Consider the following 18,075-nt stretch of genomic DNA (forward strand, 5'->3'; position numbering starts at 1 on the left):
AGGCACGACGGCGGCTGCTCGGTATCGGGCGATACCCCGGTTCGACCCTGACCCGTCCGGTGCAGGTCGCCGTGGTGCCCGGTCGGACCGCCGCCGGGAGGGCGGCGGTCCGACGGCCTACACGAGCGACACCCGCCGCTTCCAGGAGTGCACCGTCCAGCCGAGACAGACCAGCGTCGTGAGCAGCAGGCCGGGCAGGAAGCCGACGGGCATGACGTCGGATGGCCCCGTGCCGCCCGCGGTCATCTCGGAGAGCAGGTCGAAGGGCACGAGCGCGAGCTGGCCGCCGTCGAGCCCGACGGCGACGGGCACGGCGGCGAAGGACGCGAGGGTGATCACCTGGACCGCCACGTAGACGGCGACCCAGACGATGATCGGCCCACCGGCCCCGAGCCTGTTGAGGGGGGCCTGGCTGCCGACGGACGCGGCGAAGAAGTACTGGGTGGGCCAGGTGAGGATCAGACCCACGACGACGGCGATCGCTGCTGGTGCGACCCAGGCGGGACCGATGTCGGCGAGGGTGGCCCACCCTTCGCGCAGAGTCTCCAGCACCCGCAGGGATCGTCCGGTGGCTCGTGCGACCAGCTCGCCGACGGGGAGCGCGACGGCGACAGCGATGCCGGTCATGACGATCGAGACCGCCCAGGCCCAGAGCATCTTGGCCCAGAAGATCGTGGTCCCGCGCAGGGGCAGGGTCTGCGTGAGGTAGCCGACCCGGCCGTAGCTGGACTGCCAGTAGTGCACGGCGAGCAGGACCTGCGTCACCGGGACGAGCCCGACGGTCGACATCAGGGCGACGACGGTGCCGAGCGGCGCCAGGACCGGCCAGCCCGTCGCGGCGAGCGCCGCCCCGGTGAGGGTGAGCAGTGCGGACGCGCCGGCTACGAGCCCGAGCATCGCGCGGGTCTGGACGAGCTCGTGCTTGAGCAGGGTGATCATGAGCCGTACACCTTCCGGAAGATCTGCTCGAGGCTGCCGCCGTGCTCGGCGCGCAGGTCGTCGACGTCCCCGGCGAGCAGCACACGACCGTGCCGCATCATCACCACGGAGTCGAGGGACGTCTCCAGGTCGTGCACCAGATGGGTGGCGACGACCAGCAGGGAGTCGGGGTCGAGCGTGTCCAGGATGCCGCCGAGGATTCCTTCCCGGGCGGCGGGATCGACGCCGGAGATCGGTTCGTCGAGCAGGTACACGCGGGCGCGGCGGGACATGGCGAGCGCGATGTGCGCCTTCTCCCGCATCCCCTTGGACATCTCCTTGAGGCGCAGCGCGGGGTCGAGGCGGAAGCGGGCGAGGAGCGTCTGGGCGCGGGCTCGGTCGAAGTCGGGGTAGAAGTCCGCGAACAGGTCGAGGCAGTAGCGGACGCGAGCCCGTTCGGGCAGGGCGCTGCGGTCGGGCAGGTAGGACACGACCGCCTTGGTCCGCGGGCCGAGGGGGTGCCCGGCGATCCGGACGTCGCCGCGGTGGTCGGCGTACACGCCGGCGAGGGTCTTGAGCAGTGTCGACTTGCCGCAACCGTTCTCGCCGAGCAGGCCGACGATCTGCCCGGCGTGCAGGTCGAGGTCGAGCGCGTCGAGGGCGGTCCGGGCGCCGTAACGCACGGTGAGGCCCCGCACGCTGATCAGGGCGGTGGGTTCGGGCACGGCGCGCTCACTCCCCGGCTGCAGGGCTGGTGTGGTGGTCATTCCATCGCTCCTCGATCAGTCGCTGTGCCTGGGCGGGTGTCATGCCGAGTCCGTGTGCGCGTCGCACGAAGTCGTCCGCGACCTCCTGGGCGAGCTCGGCGCGCAGCGCGTCGACCCGGGCGGTGTCCGATGTGACGAACCGACCTGCGGTGCGTTCCGACCGGCACACGTCCCGGCGCTCCAGCTCGGAGAGCGCCCGCTGGACGGTGTTGGGGTTCACCCCGAGGTCACCGGCGAGGTCGCGGACGCCCGGGATCCGGCCGCCGGCCGGCCACGTGCCGGTGACGATCCGTCGGGAGAACTCGGCGACGAGCTGTCCCCAGATCGGTGTGCTGGTGTCGAACTCCACGCGGCCGCACCTCTCTTGTATGAAGTGCTTAGTACAGTGACACAGGCGCCCGCCCGGGTCAAGGCGGCGCCTCCGTGGACGACAGGCCCGGGGTGCGCCATGATCCGGTCATGAGACGCATTGTGGCGGCGCTCGGGTGCGCGACGGCGGCGCTCGCGGGCGGGTGCGCCGGGACCGGCGCGCCGGTGTCCGGTGGTGGGAGCGACGCCGTCGTCTACACCTGCTGGGGCGAGCCGGTCCCCGCCGAGGCGCTGGACGCGGGACGTTCCGCGCGGGAGCTCGGGGAGGACGGACGCCTGGCCCTGCAGGGCCAGGAGGTACCCGCCGTGGACCCCGCCGACTGGCTGGTCGTCACCGAGACCCCGGAGTGGCTCGCGCTCGTTCGTGAGCTCGACACCGTCGACGACCGTGGAGCGGGGGACGTGCGCACCCACGAGATGCTGACCGTGGAATGGACCGAGGCCGTCAACCTGGAGCCGTCACCGACATGGGTGCTGAGCTCGTACGGCTCCTGCGCGTTGCACCGCGACGTCGGCGGCGAAGTTGCGACCGTAACCCTGGATCCGGACCGTCCGCCGGACCCGGACTCCCGCGAGATCGCTCTGCTCGTGACCGAGACGGCGTGCCACTCGGGTTTGGACGCGCAGGGTCGGGTGCGGGTGGCCGAGCAGCGCGAGTCGACGACGGCGGTCCACCTGGCGATCGTCGTCGACCCGGAGGGCGGTGACCAGACCTGCCCGTCGAACCCCGCCACGCCGTTCACGGTCGAGCTGGACGAACCGCTCGGAGAACGTGTCGTGCTGGACGCAGCCGTGGCGCCCCCGCGCGAGGTGGGCATGCCGGTCTCCCCGTGAACGAGGACGGCCGGCGCCGGGCTCACCAGCCGCCGGGGGTGAGGATCTTGCGGATCCGCTTCTCGCTGACGGCGCCGTCCGTGCCGAGCTGCTGCGCGAACAGCGAGACCCGCAGCTCCTCGAGGAGCCAGCGCACCTCGGTCAGCTCGGCAGCCCGCGCCGGGTCGGCCGCCCCCGCTGCGTACGCCGCTCGCGCGGTGTCGTAGGCCGCGGTGACGTCCTGGACACGCCAGGCGAGCTCGCCGTCGCGGGCGGGGTTCGACTGCGCCTTGTCCAGCCGGTACGACGCCGCCCGCAGGTAGCGCACCAGGTGGGCGAGCCGTCGGGGTGGGGTCGCGGAGACGAAGCCGTCGTGCACGAGCCCGGCCACGTGGTCGCGCACGTCCTGGAGGGTGTTGAGCAGGGCCAGCGACGACGACGCGCGCACCTCGCCCTCGACCGTGCGCCACGCGGTGAGCGCGGCGACGACATGCCCGACCACGCGGTGCACCTCGTCCTCCAGGTGCCGGCGCACGAACGTGACAGCATCCTTGTACACCTCGGCACCACGGATCTGTACGGCGACGGGACCCCCGGTCGGCGTCCCCGGTGCCTTGTCGGCGTCCGGGCTGGTCAGCGCGATCACGGCGGCGAGCTGCAGGTCCGCCACCAGCGCATCGGTGTTCCGGTACGGCGCGGCCGCCAGCGTCAGCGACTGCTTCGCCGACCACCGCGACGTGATCCGCGCGGTCGCCAACGCCGTCTCGGAGAGCAGGAGGCGCCGGACCCCGGCCGCGTGCGCGGCGTCCCGCCCGGACGCGTCGGCCAGGATGCGCAACGCCACCGACGGCGACGTGCCGGACGAGCCGGAGCCCGTCGCACCGCGTTCCTCGACGAGCGCGGGATACCCCTGCACGACGACGCCCCCGCCGAGATCGGTCGACACCACGTCGGGCAGCACCCCGCCCGCGAGGCCCTCCGGCCACGTCGTCAGCCCTTCGGCCTCCTGCACGACAGCACCACCGCGAGCACCCTCATCGCCCGGTGACCCCGTAGCGGGGGTCACCGGAGCGCCGTCGGACTCGGAGGGGGAGGCGCCGCCGTCAAGCCGTAGCGGAGGGCCCCCCGGGGCCCGTGAGCGAGGCGGCGCCTCCCCCTGCGAGACCGACGCCCCCGACACCGAATCCGCTCCGGACGCCGCGCGAGCGGCCTCCTCCAACGCCACGCCGACCGCCCCCTTGACGGCCGCCCGCACCGCGGCCTCGGCCTGGGGAGCCAGCGTCTTCTGCAGCGAGAGCAGGTCCTTCGACTCGTCGAGCACCACGGGGCCGGTCGGCTGAGCCGTCCGGGGTCCGCGCCCGACCGTGCCACCGGCCTTCCGCCGTCGGCCCCCGCCGGCCGGGCCGCCGCTGCGCCGCGAACCGCCGCCGCGACGCGATCCGCCGCCGTCCTCGGCGGGGTTCGGCGGACCCTCGACCCGGAACGTCACGCGCAGGTGGGCCGGCAGCCGCTCGATGCGCTCGGCGTCCCACACGTCGTCGTCGATGACGACGTCGCGCACCTCGCGCACGGCGCGCGTGAACTCGACGTGGAACGGGGTGGCCATGTCACCGGCCCGGGTGATGTCCTCCCACGCGGGTGCGTTCGCCCGCAGCCACGCGGCCACTGCCGAGCCGACGTCGGGCGCCGGCACGAGCTCGCGGCGGACCGCCTTGGGCAGCGACCGGATCGTGGCGACGCACAGCTCGTCGAGCAGGCCGGGCACCATCCAGTCGAACCCGTCGGGGCTGACCCGGTTGAGGATCGACAGGGGGATGTGGACGGTGACGCCGTCGGCGTCGGAACCGGGCTGGAACTGGTACGTCAGCGGCAGGGTGACCTCGCCCTGCGTCCACGTCTCGGGGAACTCGGAGGTGTCCACGGCGTCCGCGTCGACGAGCTGGTCGAGCGTGAACGTCAGCAGGTCGGGGTCGTCGCGGCGGGCCTTCTTCCACCAGGAGTCGAAGTGCCGGGCGCTGACCACCGACGCCGGGACTCGTTCGTCGTAGAAGGCGAACAGGTCGTCCTCGCTCGCCACGAGCCCGCGCTGCCGGGACCGCGCCTCGAGCTCCTCGGCCTCGGCGAGCAGCCGCCGGTTCTCCGCGAAGAACTGATGGTGGGTGGTCCACTGCCCCTCGACGAGGGCGTGCCGGATGAACAGGTCCCGCGCACCCTCGGGGTCGATCTTCCCGAACAGCACGGGGCGGTCCGCGACGATCGGCACTCCGTACAGCAGCACCTTCTCGGTGGCCATTGCGGCGCCCTGCCTGGTGGACCAGTGCGGGTCCGAGTAGGTGCGCTTCGCGAGATCCCCGGCGAGCTCCTCGGCCCACTCGGGCTGGATCCTCGCGACGTCGCGCGCCCACAGCCGGGAGGTCTCGACGAGCTCGCCGGCCATGATCCAGGCCGGCGGCTTCTTGCTCAGCGGGGAGCCGGGGAAGATCGCGAAGCGGGCGCCCCGCGCCCCGAGGTACTCGTTCCGTGCCCGCTTGGCGGCCTGCCGCAGCGCCCGCGCACGGGCCTCGCCGCGCAGATGAGCCACCGCGGACGCCTTGACCTCGCCGGTGTCCTGCATGCCGATCTGGGAGAGCATCCCGGCCAGCAGGGCGCGGTGGACGGTGTCGCCGTCCCAGGACCGCTTCCAGCTCGCCTCGCCGTCGCCGTCCCCGTCGGTCGTGGGGCCCGTGGTGGAGGGCCGGAACGACATGTCGATGTCGAGCTGTTTGGCCATCTGCCGCAGCTGGGCGACGACGTCCTGCCACTCGCGCACCCGCAGGAAGTTGACGTACTCGTTCTTGCAGAGGCGGCGGAACGCCGAGGAGCCCATCTGGTGCTGATGCTCGCGCAGGTACTCCCACAGGTTCAGATAGCTCAGGAAGTCCGACGTGGGATCGGTGAACCGGGCGTGCGCCTGGTCGGCCTGCTCGCGGGACTCGGTGGGGCGTTCGCGGGGGTCCTGGATGGACAGGGCGGCGGCGATGATCGCGACCTCGCGGGCGACGCCGAGGCGGGAGCCCTCGATGACCATGCGCGCCAGCCGTGGGTCCATGGGCAGTCGAGCCAGCGTGCGGCCGACGTCGGTGAGCCGCGTCCGGCCGGAGCCGCCGCGCCCCGAGAGCTCGAGCGCGCCGAGCTCGGAGAGCAGGTTGACGCCGTCGCGCACGGCGCGGGTGTCCGGGGGCTCGACGAACGGGAAGCGCGCGACGTCGTCGGGGGAGCCGACCACCCCCACGGAGATCATCTGCAGCAGCACCGAGGCGAGCGAGGTGCGCAGGATCTCCGGCTCGGTGAACTCGGGACGGCCCTCGAAGTCCTCGGCCGAGTACAGCCGGATCGCGATGCCGTCGGCCACGCGCCCGGACCGCCCGGACCGCTGGTTGGCCGACGCCTGGCTGATCGGCTCGATGGGCAGCCGCTGGACCTTGGTGGCCTTGGAGTACCGCGAGATGCGGGCGGTGCCCGGGTCGACGACGTAGTGGATGCCGGGCACGGTCAGCGACGTCTCGGCCACGTTCGTGGACAGCACGATGCGCCGGCCCGGGTGCGACTGGAAGACGCGGTGCTGCTCGGCCGAGGACAGCCGGGAGTACAGCGGCAGGATCTCCACGTGCTGGGGGTGCTTCGGGTCGCGGACACGTTCCTTCAGGTGACCCTCGAGCGCGTCGGCGGCGTCGTGGATCTCTCGCTCGCCGGACAGGAACACGAGGATGTCTCCGGAGCCCTCGCGCATCAGCTCGTCGCAGGCCTCGACGATGCCCGTGACGAGGTCCTTCTCCTCGCCCTTCTTCCTCCCCGGCCGGTCGGCGTCCGGGGTGAGCGGCCGGTAGCGGATCTCGACGGGGTAGGTGCGCCCGGTGACCTCGACGACGGGGGCGGCGTCGGGCAGCGCCTCGACGACGGCGGGCGGCGCGCCACCGATCTCGGCCAGGTGCGCCGGGGAGAAGTGCGCCGCGAACCGGTCGGAGTCGATCGTGGCGGAGGTGATGATCAGCTTGAGGTCCGGGCGGCGGGGCAGCAGCCGGGAGAGGTACCCGAGCAGGAAGTCGATGTTGAGGGACCGCTCGTGCGCCTCGTCGATGACGATCGTGTCGTAGGCGAGCAGCTCCGGGTCGCGTTGGATCTGGGCGAGCAGGATGCCGTCCGTCATCACCTTGACCAGCGTGTCCGCGCTGGAGGTGTCGGTGAACCGGACCTGGTAGCCGACGACACCACCCAGCTCGGTCCCCAGCTCGTCGGCGACGCGGTCGGCCACCGAGCGCGCGGCGATCCGCCGGGGCTGGGTGTGCCCGATCTGACCGGTCCGCCCGCGCCCGAGGTCCAGCAGGATCTTCGGCAGCTGCGTGGTCTTGCCGGAGCCGGTCTCGCCCGCGACCACCACGACCTGGTTCTCGCGGATCGCGGCGGCGATGTCGTCGCGACGGGCCGAGACGGGCAGCTGCTCGGGGTAGGTGATCTCGGGGACGACGACGGCGGCCCGCGCGGCGGCGGCGCGTTCCAGCTGCTCGCGGCTCACCCGCGCGGGGCCGCGGCCGTCGCGCGGTGCACCACGTCGGCCGCGGTTCCGCCCCCGGTTCCGACCCGTGCCCCGTGGGCCGCGGCGTTCGCCGTCGCGGCGCCCGGTCTCCTGCGGTGGTTCCTGCGTACGGACCCGAGCCTCGCCGCCCCGCGACCCGCCGTCAGCGCGCGACCCGCCGTCGTCGGCGGGCTGCGGGGCGGATGACTGCTCGGCACTCACGGGGATCCATTCTCGCAAGGTGTGCAAGCCGATAGTGCAGTGCTAGCATTGTGCTGTCAACCTACGGAGGAGGTCGGGATGGGGCACACGATCACGGTGCGCGGGCTCGAGGACGAGCTCCACGCCAAGCTCAAGGAGCAGGCGCGCGACCACCACCGCTCGATGGAGGCCGAGGCCCGTGCGATCCTCGCCGCCGGGGTTGCCGGCGCACCGGTCGATCTGAGCTGGGCAGAGCCGAAGGCCCAGGACTGGATCGATCGTGCGCGGTCCGCCGTCGCCGCCGCCTGGTCCGACTGGGACGACGACTGGGTTCCGGCACGTCGGAGCTCGCCGTCCCGAGGCGTGCCGAGCCTCGACCGGTGACGCGGTATCTCGTCGACACGAACGTCGTCTCGGAGGTCCTGCGACCACGGCCCGAGCCCGTCGTGCTGGACTGGCTCCGGGACCACGGGGAGGGCCTGTGGACCACGTCGATCGTGGTCGCGGAGATGTTGTCGGGGGTGGCGCTGCTTCCGCCGGGACGTCGACGTGACGGCCTGTCCGCCGGGGTGATCGCGGTTCTCGAAGACCGGTTCGCAGATCGTGTTCTGCCGTTCGACGGCGCTGCGGCAGCCGAGTATGCCGTCGTGCGAGCCCGCAGCGAGCGGGAGGGCCGGGTCGTGGGCGATCTGGACCTCATGATCGCCGCGGTCGCACGGGTGCACGGTGCGGTGGTGGCGACCCGGAACGTGCGGCACCTGGCCGCTGCAGGCGCCGAGGCCATCGATCCCTGGGCAGGGTCGCCGCGGGGCGCATAGTGCGGCGACCGTCAGGCGTTCGTCGCCCGCGCGGAGCCGGCAGCGAAGGCTTGGCTCCGGACGCCGTTCGCGAAGGCCCCGGGTGCGTCCCGCTCCGGACGCACCCGAGGCCGACGCCGGTCAGACGGTGGAGGTGAACGCCGCGCTCATCGTGCCGAAGACGGCGACCACGAACACGACGTAGCCGATGACCGCTAGGACGCCCAGCGCGGTGAAGGCGATCGACAGCCAGAATCCCCACTTGCCGAGGACGTTGTCGTAGCCGACCTTCTTGGACTCGGACAGCGCCATCGCGCTCAGGACGATCCCGGCCGGGGAGAAGACGAAGGCCAGCACGAAGCCGATGATGCCCAGCGTCTTGCCGGGCGGGTCCGGGGCGTAGCCCGGATACGTCGGCTGGCCGTAGCCGGGCTGCTGGCCGTAACCCGGCTGCTGGCCGTACCCCGCGGGCTGGCCGTAACCCGGCTGCTGGCCGTACCCCGCGGGCGGGTAACCGGGCTGGCCGTAGCCGGGAGGCGGCTGGTGCGGGTCGGTGTGCGGCTGTCCGCCGCCGTGGCCGGGTTCACCGGCGCCCGAGGACCCCGGGGTCGAGTAGGGCTGGTACGGATCGGTCATTTCCCCAGTGTCCCGGATCGGGGCGCCCGGCACCAGATCCCGGTCCCCGGTCCATCCATGATGTGATCGTCAGGTGTTCGACCGGCCCCGCACCTCGTCCCAGCCCGTTCCCCGCCGCGCCCGCGTGCACGCGGTCCGTGCGCTCACCGGCACGATGGTCCGCACCACGCTGCGGGACGCCGACGGCGCCGACCCGGCCGCGCCGTCGTCGCTCGCCGCGCTGCGCGCCCCGGGCCCGGAGGATCACGTGAAGGTCTTCCTGCCGGACCCCGCCACCGGTGCGCTGCACGCCCCGACGCTCGCCCCCGACGGCGGGCTCCAGCGTGCCACCGGCGGGGTCTCCGTCTCGCGCGAGATGACCGTGCGTGCCACCCGGACGGTCGACGGCGCCGCCGAGGTCGACGTCGACTGGGTGCGGCACGACGGCGGCGGGCCGGCGTCCGCGTGGGCGGCGCGCGCCGCCGTGGGCGACGAGATCGTGCTCGCCGGACCGGCGAGCAGCCTCGGTGTGCCCACCGGGATCGGGCGGCTGACGCTCGTGGTCGACGAGACCGGTCTGCCCGCCGCCGCGCGCTGGGTCGACGCCGTCGGGGCGGACGTGCCGGTGACGGCGATCGTGGAGATCGGCGACGACGTCGACGAGTCGTTCGTCGAGGCGGAGCTGGGCCGTGCGGACGTGGAGATCCTCTACCGGACCGACGGCCCCGGGCAGATGGTCGAGTCGGTGCGGTCGCTCGGTGCCCTGGACGACGACGAGTACGTCGTGGCGCTCGGCGAGGCCGGCGAGCTGGCGGCCGTGCGCCGCTGCCTGCGCCAGGACCTGGGACTCGGGCGGGACCGCGCGACCGTGGCGGGGTACTGGCGCCGGGGCACGGTGAACCTCGACCCCGACGCGCCGTTGGACCCGGCCGACCCGGACTGAGCCGACCCGTGCTCAGAAGTCGCGAGCGGTCTCCGCGCCGGCCGACCCGATCCGCTGCAGATGGACCCGGCGCGCCAGCCGGATCCCCGGGCGCACCAGCATCTGGACGCTGCCGACCAGGAAGAGCCAGGTGCCCGCCGTGGCCGTGGCGTCGGAGAAGAACAGCACCGAACCGATGACGAACCACAGGCCGATGCAGATGTCGTTGGCGATGCTCAGGGTCTCGTAGCGGTGCCGGACGACGATCTCGTCGTGGCCGATGCGCAGGTGCAGGGTGCGGTCGTCCTCGGTCATGCCCCCTACTCTTCCCGTCACCGCGCCGAGGTGCACGCGCCGGGCATCATGACCCCATGAGCACCCTCTCCACCGCCGAGCTGACGGCGATCTACACCGACCTGCACGCCCACCCGGAGCTCGCCTTCGCCGAGCACCGCACGGCGGGCCTGGTGGCGCAGCGCCTCCGGACGGCGGGCTTCGAGGTGCACGAGGGCATCGGCACCACCGGCGTCGTGGGCGTCCTGGCCAACGGCGACGGCCCCACCGTGCTGCTCCGCGCGGACATGGACGGCCTGCCGGTGGCCGAGCGCACGGGTCTGCCCTACGCCTCGACGGATACCGCCACGACGTCGGACGGCCACGAGACCGGCACCATGCACGCGTGCGGGCACGACGTCCACGTCACCTGCCTGCTGGGCGCCGCGGCCGAGCTGGCCGCCCGCCGCGCCGAGTGGTCCGGCACCCTGCAGGTCCTCTTCCAGCCGGCGGAGGAGGTCGGGGCGGGTGCCCGGGCGATGGTGGCCGACGGCCTCTACGCCCGGATCGGCACCCCCGACGTCGTCCTCGGCCAGCACGTCATGCCCTTCCCCGTGGGGGTCGCCAACCTCACGCCCGGCACGGCGATGGCGACGGCGGACTCCCTGCGGATCACCCTGCACGGCACGGGCGGGCACGGCTCCAGCCCGGAGGCGACGGTGGACCCGGTGCTCATGGCGGCCGCGACGATCCAGCGCCTGCAGGGGATCGTGGCGCGGGAGGTCGGCGCCGGGGAGCAGGCCGTGGTGACCGTCGGATCGGTCCGGGCGGGCACGCAGGCGAACATCATCCCGGACCGTGCCGAGCTGGGCGTCAACGTGCGCACGTTCGACGAGGGCGTGCGCGAGCGGGTGCTGGCCGCCGTCCACCGGATCGTCGACGCCGAGGCCGCGGCGTCCGGCGCACCGCACCCGCCGGAGTACGAGCAGGTCGCGACGTTCAACCTCACGGTCAACGACCCGCAGGCGTCCGAGCGCACCCGCGCGGTCCTCGCCCGCGTCCTGGACGACCACCGCGCCACGATCGAGGCGGCCGGCGGCCGGCCCGCCGTCGTCGCCCTGGCTCCGATGCCGGGGTCGGAGGACGTGGGTGACCTGGCCTCGGCGGCGGACGCCCCGCTGGTCTACTGGAACCTGGGCGGGTGCGACCCGGCGCTGTTCGGGGCGTTCGACCCGGCGCGCACGACCGGCCTGGGCGGCCTGCCCGACGGCGTCGCACCGAACCACTCGCCGTCCTTCGCGCCGGTGCCGGAACCGACGCTCGACCTGGGCGTCGACCTCCTGGTCGCCGCGGCGACGGAGTGGCTCGGCTGACCCGGGCGGCACCCCGGGCGGGGAGCGAGGCTACTCGGCGGCGTTCTCCGTCTCGCCCCGCAGCGCGTCGATCTGCTCCTGCAGCTCGGTGAGAGCGTTCACGACCTCGGGCGGCGCCTCGGTGTTCTCGATGACGTGGTGCAGCTCGGCCGACGCCGCCTCGAGCGCGACCTGAGCGTCCGCGAGCGCCACGACGGCCCCGTCGGAGGACTCGGCGGCCTTGTCGAGGGCGGTCCGCGCCTCGTCGGTGGCGGCCTGTGCGGAGTCGACGGCGTGCGTGACGTCCTCCCCGATCCCGGTGGTGAGGTCCGATGCCTGGTCGGAGAGCTCCTGGATGTCGGCCTCGAGGCTGTCGGCCTGGACCTGGGCGTCGGCGATGAACCGTTCCACGTCGTCGGGTGCGGAGCAGGCGCCGAGCATCATGGTGACCGCCAGGAGGCCGGCCGCCGCGATGCGGCCGGGTGCTCGCCCGGTCGAGGAGGGTGTCGTCGTCGACGTCATGGGTCGATTGTGCCCGGGACGTCGTGCTTTGTGTGTGGTGACCACCACAGAAGACGTGGAGATCTTGCGCACACTCAGGTCACACGGAAGCGCAGGCGGGCCCCGGGGGGCGCCTGGCCGGCGAGCCACAGGTCCGACGTCGGCACCGCGGCGACGACGGGATACCCCCCGGTGAGGGGGTGGTCGGCCAGGAAGAGGACGGGCTGCCCGTCGGGGGGAACCTGGAGCGCGCCGGTGACCACGCCCTCGCTGGGCAGCTCGGCCCGGGCGGCGGCGTCGGTGCGGGCCAGCGGGGTGCGTCCGGACAGCCGCAGCCCGACCCGGTTCGACCGTGCGGTGACCTCCCACTCCTGCGTGGCCAGCAGGTGCAGCGCGTCGGGGGTGAACCAGTCCTGCCGCGGTCCGAGCACGAGGCGCAGCTCGACGACGTCACCGGGGGCGGGCAGGGAGCCGGGGTCGGGTGCGCCGACGTCGTCGGTGGCCACGGCGTCCGACGGCGGCGGCCCGGGGGGCAGCGCGGCGCCGGTCCGCAGGGGCCCGGGTCCGAGCCCGGCGAGCACGTCGGCGGACCGGGAGCCGAGCTCGTGCGGCACGTCGACACCGCCGCGGAGCGCGACGTAGCCGCGCAGCCCGTGCTCGGGCGCGCCGACGGAGAGCTCGTCGCCCTCGGCCAGCGCGAACGGCCGGCCGAGGGCCTGCTGCCGGGCGGGGCCGCCGTCGTCGGGCACGACGTGGACGGGCACGAGCGCACCGGTGACGGCGACGACGGCGCGTCCCCGGGCGCGCAGGCGCAGCCCGCCGAGCGTCTCCACGGCGGCGGACCCGGTGGGGTTGCCGACGGCGCGGTTCGCGGCGCGCAGGCTGCGGGGGTCGGCGGCGCCGGACGTCGCCACGCCCAGGTCGGCGTGGCCGGGGCGGCCGAGGTCCTGGACGAGGGTGAGGGGTCCGGGCTCGATCACGACGAGGCCGGTGCGTTCGGCAGCTCCGCTCTCGCTCGGCAGCTCAGGCTGCCGATCCGGGTCGGAGCTGCCGAGCGCACCGACAGCGCGTACCTGCTCCCGCACCGCGGTGAACCGCACCCGGTCGCCGGGGACCCACAACGCGGGTGATTCCCGGGCGGGGTCCCAGGTCACGACGTCGGTGCGGCCGACGAGCTGCCAGCCACCGGGGCTCGGGCGCGGGTACACCCCCGAGTACTCCCCGGCCAGCGCCACCGCCCCCGCCGGCACGCGGGTGCGGGGGGTGTCGCGCCGCGGCACGACGAGGTCCGGGTCGTCACCGACCAGGTAGCCGAAGCCCGGCGCGAACCCGACGAACCCCACCGTCCAGGCGGAACCCGTGTGCCGGCGCACCACCTCGGCCGGGCTCCAGCCCAGGTGGGCGGCGACGTCGTCCAGGTCCTCGCCGTCGTACACCGTGGGGACCTCGACCAGACGTCCCGCGCCGCCGGTACCGGACGCCGCGGCGAGGGCCCGCTCCCGCAGGGTCACCGCGAGCGCGGGGGCCGCCACGACCCACGGGTCGAACGGCACCAGCACGGTCCGGGCGCCCGGCACCGGTTGCCGCACGCCCGGGACGGGCGCGTCGGTCAGCGAGCGGTGCAGGGCCGTCGCGGCGACGAGGTCGGCGACCTCGACGAGCAGGGCGTCGGCGCCGGCGACGAGCACCCGCACGCGGTCCGGTCCGGCCGCGGGCCGCGTCCCGCCGTCGGGCGCCACCGTCACGACCCGACGAAGGACCGCAACCGCACCCCGCTTGCAGTGAGGACCTCCCGCACGCGCGCGGCCATGCGGACCGACCCCGGGGTGTCGCCGTGCACGCAGACCGAGTCGGCCGCGACCGCCACCTCGGTGCCGTCGGAGGCGGTCACGACGCCGGTCGTGACCAGCCGCAGGACCCGTGCGGCCACCGCCTCCGCGTCGTCCAGCACCGCCCCGGGCTCGCTGCGCGGCACGAGCGTCCCGGCGCGGGTGTAGGCACGGTCGGCGAACGCCTCGGCCGCGACGGCGAGCCCGGCCGCCTCGGCGGCGGCGAGCGCCGCGCTGCCCGGCTGGCCGAGCATCACGAGGCCGGGGTCGACGGCGGCCACCGCCGCGGCGACGTCGTGCGCCACCCGCTCGTCCACCTGTGCCGTGTTGTACAGGGCGCCGTGCGGTTTGACGTACTCCACACGACCCCCCTCGGCGGCGGCCACGCCCTGCAGGGCGCCGAGCTGGTAGACGATGTCGGCGCGCAGCACGTCGCTCGCCACCTCCATCTCCCGCCGCCCGAACCCGGCCAGGTCCCGGTAGGCGACGTGCGCGCCGAGCCGGACCCCGCGTGCGACGGCGCCGCGCACGGTGCGGCGCATCGTGGCGGGATCGCCCGCGTGGAAGCCGCAGGCGACGTTCGCGCTCGTGACGACGTCGAGGATGCGTTCGTCGCCACCGAGGCTCCGGCGGTCGATCCCCTCGCCGAGGTCGCTGTTGAGGTCGATCTGCGGCGTCGGCGTGGCACGGTCGGTCATGGTTCCCAGTCTGCCCGGTCGGCGCCCGCGGGCAACGCCCGGGTGACGCCGGGGCGAATTCGCCGGACTGGGGTGGCGGCCCCGGGGACGGTGCCGCAGAGTGATCCCAGAGGATGTTGCGCGCGGCACCGGTGCACGCCGATGTGCGAGGATGTGAGCGGCAGCACAGCAGCTCTTCGGAAGGTTCCGCGTGGCGGTCGACAAGGACGGTGACCTGGGCGGACGCGACGATGCCGTCGTCGCGGGGACCCCGGTCGCCGCAGCGTGGACGGCACCGCGTGCCCAACGCGTCCACCCCGTCCTGCGGACCCTCGGTGCGGGCGGCGCCACCCTGGTCCTCCTGGCCGGTTTCATGGCCGCCTCCGTGGCCGACCTCCCGTGGAACCGGCTGGCCCAGCACCCCGGTTTCTCGGCACCGGTCGAGCAGGTTCCGGCCGACGCCGTCGAGGTCGTCGGTGCGTCGTCGGCCACCGGCCCGCAGTCGGTCGCCGAGGTGCTCCAGGTCGTCGAGGACGCCGAGATGGCGGTGCTCGAGTCCGGGCAGCAGGTCGATCCCGAGATGCAGCAGGCCGCCGCCGAGCTCGGTTCCCTGCTGGCCGTCTACGTCGCGCAGCAGGACGCGGCCGTGGTCCCGCGCGTCGGGACGCCCGCCGACCGCCCCGACGTGGTGCAGTACCGGTCGGGAGACGCCGGAGCGCAGGACGACGCGGCGACGGGCGGTGCCGACGCGGCGGAGGTCGACGTCGAGACGGACGGCCTGGGCATGGCGGACCTGGAACCCCCGGCGCGGGCCGAGCAGGACGACCGCACGGGCGACGACGCGCGGTCCGTGGACCGGAAGGGTGGTGCCGGGCAGGGGAAGGACGCTGCCGGGCAGCGGCTCGCGGACCCGGCCGCGACGGCCCCCACGGACCGACGGGCGGACGACGCCGACGGCGCGGATCACGGCGCGGCGTCGGACCCCTCCACGCGGCCGGCACAGGACGACGCGTCGGCGGCCGTCCCGCAGCTGGGGCTGCCCACGCTCGACGAGCTGCTCGGCGGGCAGACGTTCCCGGTGGGCGACGCACTCGGCGCGGGTCCGGCCGCCGACGCCGCGCCGGCCGGCAGCACGGCGGGTTCCGGTGCCGGAGCGGACGCCGCCGGCGGAGACACGATCCCGGGTGCGGCCCCGGCGGCCGAGGAACCGGCCACCGTGGCGAGCGGCGTCGCGGTGACGTTCGACGACGTCGTGGTGGCTGCCACGCGGCTCGTGTCCCTGCTGAACGCTGCGTCGACCACCTTCGTCGTGGACGTGCGCCCGGCGGTCACGGAGCTGCCGGACGGCACGTTCGTCACGGCCGACGGCGTCCGCGTCACCGCGAACGGCATCCCGCTGGACGACCTGGACGGGACGCTGTCGGCAGCGCTGGCGTCGGTCGTGGCCGAGCACGCCGGTTCCACGGCGGGCTACAGCAACGGCAACATTCCCGCCTCGGTGCTGTGCGAGATCGCCTCGGCGCCGGGGCACCTGCTGCGGTGCGACGCCGCGGAGCAGTTCGCCGCCCTGAACGCGGCCTACCGGGACCGGTTCGGCGTGGACATCCCGATCACCGACTCCTACCGGTCGTACGCCGCGCAGGTGGCCGTGCGCGCGACCAAGCCCCATCTGGCCGCGGTGCCGGGCACCTCCAACCACGGCTGGGGCCTGGCGCTCGACCTCTCGACGCCCATCTCCGGCGGTGCGTCCGCGGAGTACGCGTGGCTGCGGGTGCACGGCCCCGACTACGGCTGGGACAACCCCTCCTGGGCGCGTCCCGGCGGGACCAAGCCCGAGCCGTGGCACTTCGAGTTCTTCGCCGCGGGTCCGATCCCGGACCGCGCCACCTCGACCGCCGACGTCTCCGGCGTCGGGTCCGTGGGCACCGCGACGGGTGACGACGGCGGTGCGGGGGCGGACGGCCGGGACGACGGCGGTGCGCAGGACGCGGGTGGCGCGAAGGACCGGGGTTCGAAGCATCAGGGTGGCGCGAAGGACAAGGGCGGCTCGAAGAACACGAGCGGCGCGAAGGACCAGGGCGGCTCGAAGGGCGGGGAGCAGGCGACCGGCGCCCTGCCGAAGCCGGCACCGGAGCCGACGCCGACGGTGAAGCCCAAGCCGACGCCGTCGGCCAGCCCGTCGCCGTCGCCGGAGCCGTCGCCGTCGCCGTCGCCGGAGCCGTCGCCGTCGCCGTCGCCGGAGCCGAGCCCCAGCCCGTCGGCCTCGCCCACCCCGACGCCGTCGCCGACCACGTCGCCGAAGCCTTCGCCGTCGCCCAGCCCGTCGCCGAGCGCCGAGCCGTCCTCCGCGGCGGGCTCGGAGGATGCCGAGGACCTGGCGACGGAGGAGGACGCGGCGACCGAGGACGCCGAGGACCTGGCGACAGAAGACCTCGCGACCGAGGACGCGGAGGGCACCGCGGCGCGGACGGAGCTCGAGCGCGTGGTCGGCACCGAACCCGACGAGGACGAGTGACCGCGTCGGCACCAGGCGGCGACCCCCGGCGATTCCTCACGGGGGGCCGGCTGGAGCGTTCTCCGCGTCGGTGGCGCGACAAGGTGGCGGTGACCCGCTACCTGGCGACGATGGCCATGCCCCACCTGCTCGAACCGGTCGACGAGCGCGCCCTGACCGACCGCCTGGGCGATCTCGCCTCCGACCCGGTCGGGCTGCGGCGCGCGATGGTCGACCTGGGCCTGGTGGCACGGACCCGGGACGGCGCCGAGTACTGGCGGACCGAACGCACGGAGCACGACCCGGAACCCGATGCCGTCCAGGATGCGGAGCGAGCGCTGGGGGAGCAGCGATGAACGCGGCGCGAGCGGGCGCTCGACCGAGCCCGAGGCTCCGCCGTCGCCCGGTATCTTCCGTGAAAGACCTGATCAGCGCGCTGGAGGCCCGGTGGGTGGTGGCGACCGACCCGGAGTCGACGACGTCGTGAACATTCCGCACGAACCGCCACCCCCACTGGACGAATCCGCCTGACAGGTGAACACTCGACCCGTGGCCGTCGACCTCGGGGGAGCGACTGCCGCGGTTCGCCGCTGACGGCACAACTGGAGCACGTGACCTCGATGGACACTGAACTCACCACGGAAACCGACCCGGAAGCCGGGTCCGGCATCTCCTGCCAGCACCAGGAGGACGGCACGTACCTGACCCTGTGGGGTGAGGTGGACGCTGCGCTGCGCGAAGCCGCGAGCGACGCCATGGCGGCCGTCGTCTCGCGCCCGGCGGCGACGCCGATCGTCCTGGACGTGCGGGACGTCACCTTCATCGACTCCTCGGGGGTCGCCTTCATCCTGCAGATCTACATGCTCGGGCAGGAGACGGGCGCCCCGGTGCGACTCCTCGAACCGTCCGAGGCCGTGACGGAGGTCCTCGAGATGGTCGGGATGGGCGGCCGGATCGAGATCGTGCGCGCGGAGCAGCCGGCGGGCGCCTGAGGC

Annotated in this window: 17 protein-coding genes; 8 read left to right on the forward strand and 9 right to left on the reverse strand. The window is 74.2% G+C overall.

What is annotated here, in order from left to right:
- Positions 1-117: 117 nt before the first annotated feature.
- Genes ACIQLL_RS16540 through ACIQLL_RS16550 form a run of 3 tightly spaced genes read right to left on the reverse strand, consistent with a single transcriptional unit; the run spans position 118 to position 2,034 of the window.
- A complete protein-coding gene (locus tag ACIQLL_RS16540; protein WP_402469520.1) occupies positions 118-939 on the reverse strand; it encodes a hypothetical protein in 822 nt (273 codons plus the stop codon).
- Positions 936-1,685 (reverse strand): ABC transporter ATP-binding protein, encoded by a 750-nt coding sequence (locus tag ACIQLL_RS16545; protein ID WP_402469523.1) that lies wholly within the window; start codon positions 1,683-1,685, stop codon positions 936-938. The genes ACIQLL_RS16540 and ACIQLL_RS16545 overlap by 4 nt, the downstream gene beginning before the upstream one ends.
- Complete coding sequence (locus ACIQLL_RS16550; RefSeq protein ID WP_402469525.1) at positions 1,651-2,034, reverse strand: GntR family transcriptional regulator; 384 nt, start codon at positions 2,032-2,034, stop codon at positions 1,651-1,653. Before ACIQLL_RS16550 ends, ACIQLL_RS16545 begins: the two co-directional genes overlap by 35 nt.
- A gap of 110 nt (positions 2,035-2,144) precedes the next feature.
- Here ACIQLL_RS16550 and ACIQLL_RS16555 point away from each other — a divergent pair, with 110 nt between their 5' ends.
- The gene (locus tag ACIQLL_RS16555) at positions 2,145-2,888 is read left to right on the forward strand and encodes a hypothetical protein (RefSeq protein WP_402469528.1); all 744 of its coding nucleotides are present in this window, start codon (positions 2,145-2,147) and stop codon (positions 2,886-2,888) included.
- A 22-nt stretch (positions 2,889-2,910) separates the two neighbouring features.
- On the opposite strand, the gene hrpA is transcribed toward ACIQLL_RS16555, so the two are convergent.
- Positions 2,911-7,419, reverse strand: a complete 4,509-nt coding sequence (hrpA, locus tag ACIQLL_RS16560) for an ATP-dependent RNA helicase HrpA (RefSeq protein WP_449768911.1) — start codon at positions 7,417-7,419, stop codon at positions 2,911-2,913.
- 300 nt (positions 7,420-7,719) lie between these two features.
- On the opposite strand from hrpA, the gene ACIQLL_RS16565 reads away from it, so the two are divergent.
- Entirely contained in the window at positions 7,720-8,004 is a 285-nt protein-coding gene (locus tag ACIQLL_RS16565) for a FitA-like ribbon-helix-helix domain-containing protein (protein WP_402469530.1), read from the forward strand.
- On the forward strand, positions 8,001-8,438 hold the full coding sequence (locus ACIQLL_RS16570) for a type II toxin-antitoxin system VapC family toxin (protein WP_402469532.1): 438 nt from the start codon (positions 8,001-8,003) through the stop codon (positions 8,436-8,438). Before ACIQLL_RS16565 ends, ACIQLL_RS16570 begins: the two co-directional genes overlap by 4 nt.
- A gap of 120 nt (positions 8,439-8,558) precedes the next feature.
- On the opposite strand, the gene ACIQLL_RS16575 is transcribed toward ACIQLL_RS16570, so the two are convergent.
- A complete protein-coding gene (locus ACIQLL_RS16575) occupies positions 8,559-9,053 on the reverse strand; it encodes a hypothetical protein (RefSeq protein WP_402469534.1) in 495 nt (164 codons plus the stop codon).
- A gap of 73 nt (positions 9,054-9,126) precedes the next feature.
- Between ACIQLL_RS16575 and ACIQLL_RS16580 the strand changes: the two genes are divergently transcribed.
- On the forward strand, positions 9,127-9,975 hold the full coding sequence (locus ACIQLL_RS16580; protein WP_402469536.1) for a siderophore-interacting protein: 849 nt from the start codon (positions 9,127-9,129) through the stop codon (positions 9,973-9,975).
- A gap of 12 nt (positions 9,976-9,987) precedes the next feature.
- Here the strand turns inward: ACIQLL_RS16580 and ACIQLL_RS16585 are convergent, their stop codons facing one another.
- Positions 9,988-10,269 (reverse strand): YrhK family protein, encoded by a 282-nt coding sequence (locus ACIQLL_RS16585; protein ID WP_402469539.1) that lies wholly within the window; start codon positions 10,267-10,269, stop codon positions 9,988-9,990.
- A 56-nt stretch (positions 10,270-10,325) separates the two neighbouring features.
- On the opposite strand from ACIQLL_RS16585, the gene ACIQLL_RS16590 reads away from it, so the two are divergent.
- A complete protein-coding gene (locus tag ACIQLL_RS16590; protein WP_402469542.1) occupies positions 10,326-11,600 on the forward strand; it encodes an amidohydrolase in 1,275 nt (424 codons plus the stop codon).
- 30 nt (positions 11,601-11,630) lie between these two features.
- Here ACIQLL_RS16590 and ACIQLL_RS16595 read toward each other — a convergent pair whose 3' ends face one another.
- The 3 genes from ACIQLL_RS16595 to ACIQLL_RS16605 all read right to left on the reverse strand — a co-directional run bounded on the left by ACIQLL_RS16595 (position 11,631) and on the right by ACIQLL_RS16605 (position 14,607).
- A complete protein-coding gene (locus tag ACIQLL_RS16595; RefSeq protein ID WP_402469545.1) occupies positions 11,631-12,101 on the reverse strand; it encodes a hypothetical protein in 471 nt (156 codons plus the stop codon).
- A gap of 74 nt (positions 12,102-12,175) precedes the next feature.
- Positions 12,176-13,825, reverse strand: coding sequence for a 5-oxoprolinase subunit B/C family protein (locus ACIQLL_RS16600; RefSeq protein ID WP_402469548.1), 1,650 nt, complete (start codon positions 13,823-13,825; stop codon positions 12,176-12,178).
- Positions 13,822-14,607, reverse strand: coding sequence for a LamB/YcsF family protein (locus ACIQLL_RS16605; RefSeq protein WP_402469551.1), 786 nt, complete (start codon positions 14,605-14,607; stop codon positions 13,822-13,824). Before ACIQLL_RS16605 ends, ACIQLL_RS16600 begins: the two co-directional genes overlap by 4 nt.
- 190 nt (positions 14,608-14,797) lie before the next feature.
- Between ACIQLL_RS16605 and ACIQLL_RS16610 the strand changes: the two genes are divergently transcribed.
- The 3 genes from ACIQLL_RS16610 to ACIQLL_RS16620 all read left to right on the forward strand — a co-directional run bounded on the left by ACIQLL_RS16610 (position 14,798) and on the right by ACIQLL_RS16620 (position 18,072).
- Positions 14,798-17,101, forward strand: coding sequence for a D-alanyl-D-alanine carboxypeptidase family protein (locus ACIQLL_RS16610; protein WP_402469554.1), 2,304 nt, complete (start codon positions 14,798-14,800; stop codon positions 17,099-17,101).
- Entirely contained in the window at positions 17,098-17,436 is a 339-nt protein-coding gene (locus tag ACIQLL_RS16615; protein WP_402469556.1) for a DUF2087 domain-containing protein, read from the forward strand. Before ACIQLL_RS16610 ends, ACIQLL_RS16615 begins: the two co-directional genes overlap by 4 nt.
- A 264-nt stretch (positions 17,437-17,700) precedes the next feature.
- On the forward strand, positions 17,701-18,072 hold the full coding sequence (locus ACIQLL_RS16620; protein WP_402469558.1) for an STAS domain-containing protein: 372 nt from the start codon (positions 17,701-17,703) through the stop codon (positions 18,070-18,072).
- Positions 18,073-18,075: the final 3 nt, after the last annotated feature.

This window comes from Isoptericola aurantiacus, assembly GCF_044769875.1.
In the GTDB taxonomy this organism is placed as follows: Bacteria; Actinomycetota; Actinomycetes; order Actinomycetales; family Cellulomonadaceae; genus Isoptericola; species Isoptericola aurantiacus.

Bases quoted from the DNA above. Each gene is read 5' to 3' on its own strand.
- ACIQLL_RS16540 (WP_402469520.1), bottom strand. From the start codon at position 939: ATGATCACCCTGCTCAAGCACGAGCTCGTCCAGACCCGCGCGATGCTC.
- ACIQLL_RS16545 (WP_402469523.1), bottom strand. From the start codon at position 1,685: ATGACCACCACACCAGCCCTGCAGCCGGGGAGTGAGCGCGCCGTGCCC.
- ACIQLL_RS16555 (WP_402469528.1), top strand. From the start codon at position 2,145: ATGAGACGCATTGTGGCGGCGCTCGGGTGCGCGACGGCGGCGCTCGCG.
- ACIQLL_RS16565 (WP_402469530.1), top strand. From the start codon at position 7,720: ATGGGGCACACGATCACGGTGCGCGGGCTCGAGGACGAGCTCCACGCC.
- ACIQLL_RS16575 (WP_402469534.1), bottom strand. From the start codon at position 9,053: ATGACCGATCCGTACCAGCCCTACTCGACCCCGGGGTCCTCGGGCGCC.
- ACIQLL_RS16585 (WP_402469539.1), bottom strand. From the start codon at position 10,269: ATGACCGAGGACGACCGCACCCTGCACCTGCGCATCGGCCACGACGAG.
- ACIQLL_RS16590 (WP_402469542.1), top strand. From the start codon at position 10,326: ATGAGCACCCTCTCCACCGCCGAGCTGACGGCGATCTACACCGACCTG.
- ACIQLL_RS16595 (WP_402469545.1), bottom strand. From the start codon at position 12,101: ATGACGTCGACGACGACACCCTCCTCGACCGGGCGAGCACCCGGCCGC.
- ACIQLL_RS16605 (WP_402469551.1), bottom strand. From the start codon at position 14,607: ATGACCGACCGTGCCACGCCGACGCCGCAGATCGACCTCAACAGCGAC.
- ACIQLL_RS16620 (WP_402469558.1), top strand. From the start codon at position 17,701: ATGGACACTGAACTCACCACGGAAACCGACCCGGAAGCCGGGTCCGGC.